The following is a 12,260-nucleotide window of genomic DNA, read 5'->3' as shown; positions in this document are numbered from 1 at the left end:
CTTAATTGTAACTTTAGGCGATCGTCGTGGCCCAGAAACCGGGTTTTTTAGCGAGTCTGGCAATTGCAACGAAGTATTGTCGTAAAAACCCGGTTTCTAGGAGTCTGAGTGGGTCTAGGACTGTAAATTTGAGATTAGAGTCCGCTTGCTTTTTGATACCACCGGGCAATAGACTTGCTAATTGCCCCCATTGACAGTCCTACAATTAGCGATATTGCCAGCAGAAAGCTAATGTTAGACAGGGAAAGCTCTCCATCATTCCTAATAGTCATCGTCCCTTCATCATTCCAATCCTCCATCAGCGGCCATAATAAAATGCTGGTCGCCGAGGTAAAGAGTACGATACTAATTGCATTTAAAACCTGTCGGTGAAGTTGGGGATTAGTTAGGGGAAAAAACCACAAGCGCGTCACAATTGCTGCGATTATTCCGTTCGCCAACCCCAGAGAAAAGCCGAGAATAACGCCACAGGTTCCTCCGAAGAGAATTCGCCCCAAAAACACCCTATGAGGGATGCTGTAAATTATTACTGGACCCATATAAAGGATGCTGTCAATTATTACTGAACAAGCTCCTATAGCCAGAGCTCCAGTCGAAATGCTGCGCCCGATCGCCTTCGAGAACAAGCTAAAGGTATCCACCGTTTTTCCCTGTCTCAATGGCAGGGAATATTTATTTATTTGCTGTGGTTTTTCTAAAACTTCTTTTGCTATTTGAACTGAGGCGGGACGGCGCTCTAAACTGGGATGGGTCATCCACTTCAGCCAATTGGTAAAAGCCGGACTCAGTTGCGTGATTTGCTCGAATTCGATCTGCAAATCTTTCTGGGGCAAGTCCGCAGGATGCTGCTTGGTAATTAAGGCGATTAATGTTGCTCCCAAGCTGTACAAGTCGGAAGCGGGAACCGCCCTCCCGCCAAATTGTTCTGGCGGCATATAGCCATAAGTTCCGACAACGGTGACTGTTTTCCCTTGTTGGGTTGCTAGGGTTTGAACTGCACCGAAATCGACTAGGTAGACTTCGCCGACGCTGTTACCCGATCGATTCTTGAGTAAAATATTGCTGGGTTTAATGTCGCGGTGAATGACGGGGGGCTGTCGCTGGTGCAGGTAGGCGAGGATGTCTAATAATGCTGTTGCTAATTGTTTGACTTCGCTTTCGCTGAAGGTGCGCCCATCTGAGAGATATTCTTGTAGGGATTTGGCTTCGATGTAAGTCTGAACTAGGGCGAATCCTTTGCGGTTGGGCGTGTCGATTTCAAAGGAGTCGAGATATCGGGGAATTGCGGGATGGGATAGGGATTTTAAGGTTTCGACTTCTCGCTCGAACAGTTTTAAGTCTTCCCAGTTAAAGTCGCTGCTGAATGAGAGGAGTTTGACTACTACTTGCTGTTGGGTTTTTAAGTCGCGGGCGAGTAAAGTTTGCCGTCCTGCTTGCTTGCCGAGCCGCCGATCGCACTGATAGCGATCGGCTAATATTTCTCCTGACAAATCGCCGATGTTTTGTCCGCTCATGTTGTCCTGCCCTAGAACCGATTAAACCTAGTTTAGTTGACAAAAGTGCAATAATCGGAAATGTTCGGGCTACGGCAAAAAACTTTTTCTGTCAAAGAGCAACCGCCTTTTTGAGCTAGCGATCGCGCCCAATAAAAAGCCACGTAATTTAAGCTTGAATTTAACGTTGAATTTGCTTGTAAATTGACTGCACTACATCTAGCAGGGTCAAGACTTGCTGCCATTCGGGAGCGTCGGGTTTGTAGCTTTTTGCGCGCTGATTTTTTAAACTCTGGTGCAAAAGGTTCAGCAGCGCGTCTGGAGGCTGCAAGGAGCTCTCCTCTTCATCTGTTGGGCTCTGGGCTGCATTTTCTTCTATGGTTTCTTTGATACTTTGTGCCTTATCTGCCAGACCCAAAGCTCTGCCTGCCAGGTTTTCCGGCATTTTTGGCCGTTCCGACAAAGACTCGCCCGTCAGTTCTTCGAGCAGTTGACGGACTTGCTCCACCCATTCGAGATCGTTTACCGAAAAGGAATCGGATTTAAACCCTTGCGCATGTCGTCTTTGCTGAATGCTTTGTAATTTCTGGATTAGGGGAAGAGACTTTAGAGTGATGTTTTCCGGGATTCTGGGGATATCTGACAGCGAACTGCGAGCAATCTCTAGCAATAGTTGGTAAACCTGATCTACCGACTCAATATCTCCCGATTGCGAATTCCAATTATCCATAACTGATGCTAGTAGTTTTCTATATTTAAGACTCGAACGTTGACTATCTGATGAAAGCAAGCTGCTTTTAGGAGCCGCCAACGCTATTAAGACTTACGCGGGCGGGGTCAAAAATCCGGTTTTTGAGCGGATGTTTTGTCAGCTAGCCCCAAGATTTTTTTCAGAAACTGGGTAATGCTGGCGCCAGTCCTAACTATTTTTTAAGCTCTCCTAATGGTAGAAGTGCTTGGTTTGTGGTCGCTCTTAGCGGGAAACGCGGGCATATGGTGAAAGCAAGTTAGCGAGTTCCAGTCGGGTTATCTAACAATGATACCTGTTGGAGCTTATTTAAAATTGCCCCAACAGGATATTGATGTTAATGGGTCGGATGGGAGGGCGGGGCGCACCCCCGATCGCGATCCCGATCGCCCCTCGCCCGGAACACGGGCGCCGTCGCGAGCATTTGCAATCGGGGCCACTGCTATTTTTCTGTGAGATTCCACACGCCGTCCCAGTTTAGTACATCTGAAGGTCTGTGCTGAAATAACTTACAGCGATCGACGTGTAATTTAGCTGCCTTGTTTTTGGGGTCAACTTCCAGAACGGTGTTAAATTCGCGTTCGGCGTCTCTAAAGGCTTGCTTGGCTTTTGGTTCTAAGGCTTTCTTAAACTCGCTCAGCAGTTTTTTAACCCGATCGAGTCCCAGATTTTCAAATTCCTCCTCTAACATTGCTGCAACTGTCTCCGAGGCCCGACTTTTAATTTTCGCCTGCAATAGCCGCCTGATCTCTGAGGGCTTCAGCCTCTTGATTTTGGGATTTGATGGTTCTAAGATGTCTGCTTCCAACAGTTTTTTGACTTCCCCTTCGTGCAAGTATTGAATCTCGTCTGATGATAGCGGCTTGATTTTTGCTTGCAGCAGCATTTTGGCTTCGTCTTCCGAGAGGTTTTTGAGGCCTTCCAATCTCAGCAGTTGGATTTCTGGCTCTAACAGCACAATGAGTTCGTCTGCTGCTGACAGTTTTCTGGGGTCGTATTCTGACAGCTTTTTCAGTTGATATAACAAGTTCTTGAGTTCGTGTTCCAACTGTTGCTCGACCTTGTACGACAGTTTCTTAATCTCTGTCTCTGGCATTTCGGCGACATCATTTAAGATGTTTTTCACCTCACTTTCTGAGAGTCTTTGGGTGACTGGAGTTTTGTAATGTTCGCGTGCCTTGGTGTAATGTTCTATAACTTGTTGCTGTGTTTCGGTTAGGGGCTTGCCCACTGGCGAGTATCCCTCGCGGATGCCGACAAGTTCGTAAACGATTACCGGTTCGCTTTTGCCTTTGACGGTAATAAAGTCTAGTTCTCGCACGTAGAGCCGATCGGTATAATCTCTGTAAGTATTGCCGCTGATGATCAAGTCGGTGCCGTACTGCTTGCTGGCGCCTTCTAAACGAGAGGCGAGGTTTACCCCGTCTCCGATCGAAGTCAATTCCATGCGTTTGCTACTACCGATGTTGCCGCTGACGACTTCATCGGAATGCACCCCCATACCGATGCTGATCGGCAATTCCTCATTCGCTATACGCTCTTGATTGAACAGGGCCAGTTTTTCCCGCATTTTCACCGCCGTTTGCATGGCGCACCAAGCATGATCCTCTAGGGGCGCTGGAGACCCAAAAACTGCCATCAGAGCGTCGCCGATGTATTTGTCTAGAGTCCCTCCGTACTCAAATACGACATCTACCATCACTTCAAAATATTTATTCAGCATCACTACCACTTCTTCGGCTTGCAATTTTTCCGTAAGTGTGGTATAGCTGCGAATGTCTGAGAACAGCACCGAAACGTTTTTGCGCTTACCGCCCAATCCAGTATCCCCTGAAGCTAACAGCGCTTCGGCTACTTCTGGCGTCATGTAACGGTACATCAAGTTTTTGACTTGCTTGGCGCTGCTAATATCTTCCATGACGACTAACGCGCCGTTGACCTTGCTGGGGTCGGTAGCGTCGGTCATTGAATTAATCGAGAGATTGATACTCTGCGATTTTGCTTCACAGGACAGCAAAACTTGATCCGGGTAATACTGCTGGCGGTCCTTCTCGTCTTCTGGAGACAAAGACGCATCGAACCACTTGGCAAAATCTCCTTTTTCTAACTTAATTAACTCGCGCAAAGATTTACCTTCGGCTAATTCGGTATCGCTGACACCCAGTAAATTTTTGGCACTGGGATTGGTCGCTACTATATTGCCTTTTTTATCTGTAGAAATCACGCCGTTAGTCAGGGCGTGCAGCATATCTTTTTGTCTTTGTTCTTGCTGTTTGACTTCTGCAAACAGTTTGGCGTTTTGTAGGGCGACTCCTGCTTGGATATTAAACGCCTTCATAAATTCCAGGTCGTTGCGATTGAAACTCGCTTTCCACTGGTCGGGGGCCTGCGGCCAATCTTCCGGGTTGTAGGGGGGGTATTCTCCTTGTCGTTTTTTATTAATTAACTGGGTGACCCCAATCAATTTCTGGTCTGCATTAAAAACTGGCATACAGAGCATACTGCAAGTACGGTAGCCAGTTTGTTGGTCGGTTCTTTTGGAAGTTTCCGCGCGGGGGTCTTCGTATACGTCAAAGGGAAGCAGCAGCGGTTCCCCGGATTCGGCGACGATGCCTGCAAAACCGCCGGTTCTGGGTAGGCGAATTTCTTTCAGGCTGCCGCCGATCGGGATTTTCGTCCATAGTTCGTCTTTATCTTCATCGATCAGCCACAGCGTGCTGCGATCGGCATTCATCAGTTCTTGTGCCTGATCCATCACCCTTTTCAGGGTATCTTCTAAGTCTAAACCGCTCTGAGAAAGAGCGTTGACGGCGTTCATCAACGCTGTCGCGGCCCGCTGTCTTTGAGTTGCTGCGTAGAAAGATTTAGAAGACTCTAGAATTAGGCGAATCGACGGGGCAAATTCTCGAAAAACTTGTTCGTCTTCTTGAGTAAATCCTGCCTTGTCAATCTGTTCCTCTAAAATACCGTAATGTTCGTGGTTCGACTTGAGTTTATTAATCAGTTGAACGACTGCTACTAACTCTCCTGTTTCTTCGTTGAGCAGCGGCATCGCCAGCATTGTATAAGTGCGATATCCTGTTGATTCGTCAACTTTTTTTGCGTTATTCGAGCGGGGGTCGTTATAAAAATCATAAGGAATGTTCACCACTTTTTTTAGCGTGGCTACTTCTCCCGCAATGCCCACATGGGAGGGAAATCGGAGTTCTAGATTTTTGCCATTTTCGTCTTTAGCGACGATCGCCCAGAGTTCATTCTTGTCTTCGTCTAATAAAAATATGGTGCTGCGGTCGGCATTTAGCAATTCCCCGGTTTTCAGGGTAATCGACTGCAACATGTCGTTAAGGATGGCGTCGAATCCCTGGCTGCCAAGGATATTGTCGAGCATTCCCAGGGTTTGATTAACAACCTTAAGTTTCTCTTCTACTTCCTTAACTACTACTGTGAAACTTTGCTTATTTAGGGGTGCCAGAACACTGGAGAAGTTTGGTTGGTTTTTGACAACAAGTTGACTATTAGAGGGCTGGTGAGAATGCTGTTCCTGATGATTGTTACCTAAAACAGCGACATCTATCGCTTTGTCCGAAGAGTAATTGGTAGGAGATGCAGATTTCATAGACCTTTACAGAATCTTAAGCGTAAGGGTTAGTCTCTAAGCTAGGAGAGCGGGCAAGTTCATTAAGGAGTCACAGGTCGCACAAAACTCAAGTATGTGTGAAACTATTTCCCAGTGTACAGAACTCCGGCCACAGAGCAAGGCCAATTCAGTTGGGATTGCTAGTGAACTGCTGGTGCGACGGTAATGCTGCTGTGGCATTGCTGCACTCTTGTTAGAGAATGCGAATCCTGTTTAAATGGTTTATTAACTGATTTTGACATTGTGCGTGCCTGGTTTAAGTAGGTTCGGCAGGTCTAAGAGCCGATCGCCCGCAGAAGAATGCGTACTGCTGGGAGGACTGCCCAAAGACGGAGGGCATTGTGGGACTAGCTGCAATTGTGACACCACCAGTTGCGAGTGATGTGTGTCCTTCTCTACACAATTGTGGTTTTTAACTAGAATTTTTGTCAATTTTGCTGCTATAAGCTGTCATCCCGTAAATAAACTCACGGGGCTTTCAGCTTTTTTTTGTAAAACTTACGGTTGCTATTTTTAGTGTAACCTCCGGCTCCCAAAAACTCCGCCTTTTTGCCCCCCGATCGGCGGTCCGGGCAGTGTAAAGCTATGAGAGACTGAGTTTGACCCTGTTCGACCGTCGGTTTCTGTTGCAGTTTTTTTCCCGTCAGGGACGCATAAACCGGGTTTTTTAACTTCCATACTTTTTTCAACCCTCAATAAAGATTTAAGAAAACCGATTTGGGAGACTCAAACGGCCAGCGTAGACTATTTTCGACTGGCGCTGCACGAACAATTGTTGTATCTTCAGGGTTTGGCGGACTGAGTTTGGCGCAATCCGGCGGCTTGAACGAGTAGGGATTCGGCGAAAGCGATGGCTTCTGTTGCTGAGCGGCCGCTGGCGAGTTGGGCGAGTTCTTCGCGCCGCTGCTCACTGTTGAGGGCGGCAACTCTGACTACTGTGCGTTCGACTGGTTCAAAGGAGGCTGCGGGTTCGCCGATACTTGGTTCTGCTTCGATCGTCTGTTTGTTGACGCGAAAATGAAAATCAGCCATCGCGGCGATCAGCGGCTGGTGGGTGACGCAGAGAACTTGGTGTTTGTCGGAGAGTTGGTAGAGTTTTTTGGCGATAGCGCCGGCGACTCTCCCGGAGACTCCGGCGTCGATTTCGTCAAAAATCAGCGTACCGGCACTTTCTATTTGAGAAAAACAGGCTTTGATGGCCAGCAGAAAGCGGCTCATTTCTCCCCCGGAGGCGATCGCGCCTAGGGGTTGCAGGGGTTCGCCCGGGTTGGGGCTGAAACAAAAGGCGATTTGGTCGGCACCGGTGGCCGTTGGGGGACAAGGCGAGATTTCGACTTGAAATTGCACTTTTTCCATTGCTAAAGGCTTAAGTTCTTCTACGAGGTGGGTTTCTAGTTTGAGGGCCGCTTCGCGCCGCAGGGTGCTGAGGTGGGTACAAGTGTCTTTTAATTGCTCTAAAGCGGTCTGATATGCGAGTTCTAAGGCTTCCATTGACTCGCCTCCTTCTAAAAGTTCGTTCAGTTCGTTTTGGATGCTTTGGTAGTAGGCGATCGCTTCTTTGAGCGGCCCGTATTTGCGGCAAATTTGTTTGAGTTCGCGAATCCGATCTTCTACTTCTTCGAGTCTTTCGGGATCTGCTTCTAATTGTTCGCCGTAGCTGCTAATTTGCCTGCTGGCTTCTGTGGCTTGAGCTAAAGCATCGCTAACCATTTCTAGGATTGGTTGCAACTGCACATCGTAAACAGCCATGTCGCTTAAAATTACTTCGGCTTTGCTCAACAAGTCGGCGGCTGATGCGCTGTCGCCGTCGTTTTGGTACAGGGCTTGGTGAACTTGGTAACTCTGCTGCTGCAATTCGACGACGTGGCCCAGGCGGATTGATTCTTGTTCTAGGTGTTCGAGTTCGTCGGCGTCTTCGATGTGGGCTTCGCCGAGTTCTCGGACTTGGTATTCTAACAAATCGAGTCTTTGCAGCCGCTGCTGTTCCGACTGACGCCTGCGCTTGAGGGCTGTTTTGGCGATGCTGGCTGATAGCCATGCGGATCCGATTGTCGATCGCGCTTCGGCGAGTTTTTTGCCGCCGTATAAATCGAGCCATTCTCGCTGGAGGGTTTCTTGTCCGAGGTGGACGGTTTGGCCTTGGGCGGTAATTTCGACCAGCCGATCGCGCAGTTGATCCATTAACTGGCGGTTGACGAGAATTCCGTTCAAGCGCGATCGGCTGCGCAGAGTACCGCTAGATGCGTTAATTTCCCGGCTGCAAACGGCTAAATTTCCGTCTATGGGTTCGATTTCTTGCTCGCCCAGCCACCTTGCAGAAGCTCTGTCCAATTCAAAGGTAGCTTCCAATATTGCCCGCGCTGCTCCGGTGCGAATCGATCGGCGATCGACTTTCCCGCCCAACACTGCATCGATCGCATCTAGGATAATCGATTTACCGGCGCCTGTTTCCCCTGTAAATACGTTCAAACTCGGGCCAAATTCTAGATCCAGGCAGTCAATTAGAGCAAAGTTTTCAATTCTGAGGGATAGTAACATGGGGAATGAGGAATTGGGAATTGCGAATGGGGAATTGGGAATTGGGAATTGGGCATGGGGCCTAAAAGCATCGGACAATTTTAGATTTTAGATTGTAGACTTTAGATTGAGTGGTAATCTTAATCTAAAATCCCCTATGGGAAATCCCCCATCGGATGGGGTCTAAAAGCATCGGCCAAACAGGGAATTGGCTATTGGCTCCTCCACTATCGGGCGCGTCGAATTTCCCGAGTCCAATTTTCATTTTCATCGAGAATACTTTTGATTTTGCCATTCTAACGATCGAGTCTCAACCTCTATGCAAAATAAATTTCTGGTTCCCGTTGCTCTATTAAGCGTTGTCTTGATTGGAGCTTTTGGGTCGAAGCTGCACCAAGACAAGCAGCGAGTCCATGAATTAACCCTAGTGACGGGAAACAAGACAGGCAATTATTATCCTTTCGGACAAGCAATTGCTGAGGTAGTTATTCAACAAAATCCGCGCCTGCGGATTAAAGTTGTTGAGACTCAAGGCGCTGACGAAAATATGCGCCGGCTTCAGGCAAATGAGGCTCAGTTAGCTATTGTCCAGAACGATACGGCTGCAGTGCCCCAAGCGCGGGTAATTGCTTCTTTGTTTAAGGAAGTTTTTCATTTAATTGTCTCGGAACAGTCTGGAATTCAAAGCGTTTCTGATTTAAAAGGAAAAAATATTGCGCTGATGGCTCAAGGCAGCGGTTCTTACAGTTCTTTTTGGTTGGTCAGCCAACATTACGGTTTGAAACCAAGCGATTTTAAGTCTACTCCTGGCTCTTGGAATGAGGGTACTAAGTTGTTTGCTAGCGGCGAGGCTGATGCTATTTTTCGGGTGCTACCTCCGGGCAGCGATTTGGTTAGCTATTTGCTGCAAAATACGCGGGCCAAGTTGGTGCCCATCGACCAAGGGGCGGCGATGAAAATTAAGTTGCCTTATCTCGAAGCTAACTTGATTCCTAAGGGTACTTACAAGGCCGCTCCAGCAGTACCAAATACGGATTTGCCTACCGTTGGGGTGGAGGCTACTCTGTTGGTTCGTCAGGATGTCGATCCGGAAATAGTTAAGGAAATTACGCGGATTTTGTTTGAGTACCGCCGCAATTTGGTTGCTGCTAATCGTTTGGCGACCATGATTAGTGAGCCGTCCGGAAGCGGTAGTTTTGCTCTACCAATACATGAGGGCGCTCAGGCTTATTACGATCGCGAAAAGCCGGATTTTTTCGCAGAAAATTCCGATGTTATCGGTTTGTCTTTTTCGATTGTTACTCTTTTTGTTTCTTGGCTTTGGCAGTTGCGAGCGCGCTTTTTGCAGAAACAAAAAAATCGAGCTGACAAGTTTAATTTAATTATTCTAAATTTGATTCAAAGAATTCGCCAAGCCGGAACTTTTGAGGAACTAGAGCGGTTGCAAGAAGAGTTATTTGAGATTTTCAAGCAAGTTATTGGGGATTTGGATCGAGATAGAATTGATTCGGATTCTTTTCATTCTTTTACTTTTACTTGGGAAACAGCTCTAAAAATTGCGGCTGAGCGAGAAAAAGCATTGCGAAATTTGTCGCTGGTTTCCCATGATTTAAAAGCTGATTTGACTGCTGTAAAAAAAATGGAAAAATAATTTATATTAGCAGTTATTAGTTATTGGTTATTGGTTATTAGTTCATTCCTGGATACAAAAAGTGGTTTCACACTACTTATAGCGGTAAGGTGCGCACTGCGCACCCTACTTACCCCTCTTCTGTCACTAAGCGGCAGAAGAAAATAAGAACTCACTCTCATCCATCAAGTAAGAGAAGGAATTTGGGCTGGGGGGGTAACAAAGAGGTCTATGAGATATACCCCATAAGGGTTGCAGCCTGTATACCCTGTTGATAAAAGCGACGTTTATTTCGAGTTAGCTTCATTAACTCGCTTGATTTCTAATGAATGCTGCTCAAGATAATTTGCCCACTGCTCTCCATCCTGACCCATACCAAATGTACTCCGTCGGCGGTATTTTTTGCTTGTTTCTTTACGGCGAGATACATATTTTTGCACCTGCTTTTTTTGAATTTCAGCGCCTTGAAATATAGCCGAAGTGTAGGCAATTGCCATTAACAGAATCATTTTAATGAGTCGTTCTTCTCTTAAACCAGTCCCTTCTATATTGTAGCCTCCGGTCTTACAATCTCGGAACATTTCTTCAATTCCCATCCGCTGTTTATAAGCGGCAATCGCCACTGGCAATGAACCCAAATCTGTCAAAATAAACCAGGCGTCTTTTACTTGCAATCCTTGATAGTTTCGTTTCCATTTACAGGCAATATCAAATCCTGCTACAGGTCGCGTTTTTCGGACTCTCACTCCCTTGAAATATAACGAAGTTCCACAGTATGACTCCTAATTGGTCTAAGCGTCGCCACATTAACTTTTCTGTTTCGAGACAATAATTTTTTTTGAGCCTCAAACAAAAAGATATACCCGCTTCCTTGAGCCAGAATCCCTGCGTCTACTGAACAAAATTCCCGCTCACCCAATACGATAATTTTATATTCTTTAAATAAGGGTAATACTTGTTGTAAAGCGAGGATTTGTTCTGATAAGTTACTGTTTCCTAATTTTGGTAACAGCGACCAGTATAATGGGATGGCTCTTCGCTGCCAGATTAAGCTGACCATAAAGAGATTTATACAGCCCCATTGAGTGCGATCAATCGCGATTGATAATCGTTGTCCTACACTGCAATAACTTGTTAACCAATAACTGATTAATGGGAACCAAATTCCTGCGAGCGTTAGTTGAGGTAAGTCCAGAAATATGAGCAGTTTTCGACGGCGACTTTCGGCTGTTATTGGATAGGGAAATACCCGTGCGAGCCGCTCTAACCTCACTTGTTTTTCTGATTGTATCAAGGAGAGCAAGATTGTAAGTAAAATAAACTGAGCGTGTGTCAGTTGTTTTTGTAAGTGGGTCTGATAGAATGTTGGTAACATTATTTTTGGGGATAGGCTAGCTTGTAACAATTCGGCTGCCTATCTTTTTTTAGCATATGTTAACTAAATCTTTACTCCATCAGGGTTTCAGGCGGGTTGTCACCCCCCCAGGAATTTGGGTAAAAATTTATTAACGCTCTTAATCGAGCCAAGCCTGTAGATAATTGTAGAATCGGCAAAACTTTTAGCCACTGTTTTATCAAGTTAAAGCTAATTAAAGGTTGTAGTATTAATCTCAAATTGTTTAGATGGCTCTGACAACTATTTTTTTCATCCAGCGTCTTGATGTTGCTCAAAGCGGTGGAGAAGTGAAAAGTTTTTTGCGGATGAAGTGCTGGGTGATGAAGTCGGGGAGTTAACGGCTGTATTAGACCTAGTATAGAAGCCGATCATCAGGTAAGCACTACAAAGGATTTCCCACCATTTTTCAATCAGTGAATATTGCGTTATTCGTCCATCGGCCCATCCTAATTCACTCTTACTTTGTCGAAAACCCTATTCAATCCCAGTCCTATTTCCCGATAAATTCCCAACTTCTTTAGCTAAGACTCCCGGAAGCGAGTGTCATCACATACCAGGTGGAATTTTCGGGAAGGGTCTCTATATTCCTTGTGATTTCCCAGTAACGCACTGCTCTTTTTTTTCCATAAATAATTTCTCTTTTCTAGCGGACTTCTCGGCTCCCATCGGAAAATATCCGCTCTTTCTTTACGCCATTTATTAGCTCTAACCCTTGGCTCTGGAGGCAACCGCACACTGCGATCACTCCGAATTGCAGAGCGCAAATTGAAGGTTTAATCCTTGTAAACAGCGAATGAATGTACTCGTACTTTCTCCAGATAAGCTATCAGCCAGAACAC

At 46.3% G+C, this 12,260-nt stretch carries 8 protein-coding genes; 2 read left to right on the top strand and 6 right to left on the bottom strand.

The features are described 5' to 3' along the window. Positions 1 to 134 precede the first annotated feature (134 nt). Complete coding sequence (locus QUB61_RS24440) at positions 135 to 1,514, bottom strand: serine/threonine-protein kinase (RefSeq protein ID WP_333132827.1); 1,380 nt, start codon at positions 1,512 to 1,514, stop codon at positions 135 to 137. Between the two features lie 160 nt (positions 1,515 to 1,674). Further along, positions 1,675 to 2,223 (bottom strand): inorganic pyrophosphatase, encoded by a 549-nt coding sequence (locus QUB61_RS24435; protein WP_333132826.1) that lies wholly within the window; start codon positions 2,221 to 2,223, stop codon positions 1,675 to 1,677. A gap of 306 nt (positions 2,224 to 2,529) precedes the next feature. On the opposite strand from QUB61_RS24435, the gene QUB61_RS24430 reads away from it, so the two are divergent. Next, the gene (locus QUB61_RS24430) at positions 2,530 to 2,697 is read left to right on the top strand and encodes a hypothetical protein (RefSeq protein WP_333190146.1); all 168 of its coding nucleotides are present in this window, start codon (positions 2,530 to 2,532) and stop codon (positions 2,695 to 2,697) included. Here QUB61_RS24430 and QUB61_RS24425 read toward each other — a convergent pair. Then, positions 2,684 to 5,857 (bottom strand): GAF domain-containing protein, encoded by a 3,174-nt coding sequence (locus tag QUB61_RS24425; RefSeq protein ID WP_333132825.1) that lies wholly within the window; start codon positions 5,855 to 5,857, stop codon positions 2,684 to 2,686. The genes QUB61_RS24430 and QUB61_RS24425 overlap by 14 nt on opposite strands. Positions 5,858 to 6,661: 804 nt before the next feature. Then, positions 6,662 to 8,416: a DNA repair protein RecN gene (recN, locus tag QUB61_RS24420; protein WP_333132824.1), complete on the bottom strand. Its 1,755-nt coding sequence runs from the start codon at positions 8,414 to 8,416 to the stop codon at positions 6,662 to 6,664. A 298-nt stretch (positions 8,417 to 8,714) separates the two neighbouring features. Here recN and QUB61_RS24415 point away from each other — a divergent pair, with 298 nt between their 5' ends. Continuing rightward, complete coding sequence (locus QUB61_RS24415; RefSeq protein WP_333132823.1) at positions 8,715 to 10,046, top strand: TAXI family TRAP transporter solute-binding subunit; 1,332 nt, start codon at positions 8,715 to 8,717, stop codon at positions 10,044 to 10,046. Between the two features lie 266 nt (positions 10,047 to 10,312). Here QUB61_RS24415 and QUB61_RS24410 read toward each other — a convergent pair whose 3' ends face one another. Both QUB61_RS24410 and QUB61_RS24405 read right to left on the bottom strand, forming a co-directional pair. Then, complete coding sequence (locus QUB61_RS24410; RefSeq protein WP_333132822.1) at positions 10,313 to 10,771, bottom strand: hypothetical protein; 459 nt, start codon at positions 10,769 to 10,771, stop codon at positions 10,313 to 10,315. Beyond that, the gene (locus tag QUB61_RS24405) at positions 10,768 to 11,400 is read right to left on the bottom strand and encodes a hypothetical protein (RefSeq protein WP_333132821.1); all 633 of its coding nucleotides are present in this window, start codon (positions 11,398 to 11,400) and stop codon (positions 10,768 to 10,770) included. Before QUB61_RS24405 ends, QUB61_RS24410 begins: the two co-directional genes overlap by 4 nt. Positions 11,401 to 12,260 lie beyond the last annotated feature (860 nt).

Source organism: Microcoleus sp. C2D2 (genome assembly GCF_036702495.1).
Lineage (GTDB): Bacteria > Cyanobacteriota > Cyanobacteriia > Cyanobacteriales > Microcoleaceae > Microcoleus.
This window is presented reverse-complemented; position numbering and strand designations above follow the sequence as displayed.

Bases quoted from the DNA above. Each gene is read 5' to 3' on its own strand.
- QUB61_RS24440 (WP_333132827.1), bottom strand. From the start codon at position 1,514: ATGAGCGGACAAAACATCGGCGATTTGTCAGGAGAAATATTAGCCGAT.
- QUB61_RS24435 (WP_333132826.1), bottom strand. From the start codon at position 2,223: ATGGATAATTGGAATTCGCAATCGGGAGATATTGAGTCGGTAGATCAG.
- QUB61_RS24430 (WP_333190146.1), top strand. From the start codon at position 2,530: ATGATACCTGTTGGAGCTTATTTAAAATTGCCCCAACAGGATATTGAT.
- QUB61_RS24425 (WP_333132825.1), bottom strand. From the start codon at position 5,857: ATGAAATCTGCATCTCCTACCAATTACTCTTCGGACAAAGCGATAGAT.
- recN (WP_333132824.1), bottom strand. From the start codon at position 8,416: ATGTTACTATCCCTCAGAATTGAAAACTTTGCTCTAATTGACTGCCTG.
- QUB61_RS24415 (WP_333132823.1), top strand. From the start codon at position 8,715: ATGCAAAATAAATTTCTGGTTCCCGTTGCTCTATTAAGCGTTGTCTTG.
- QUB61_RS24405 (WP_333132821.1), bottom strand. From the start codon at position 11,400: ATGTTACCAACATTCTATCAGACCCACTTACAAAAACAACTGACACAC.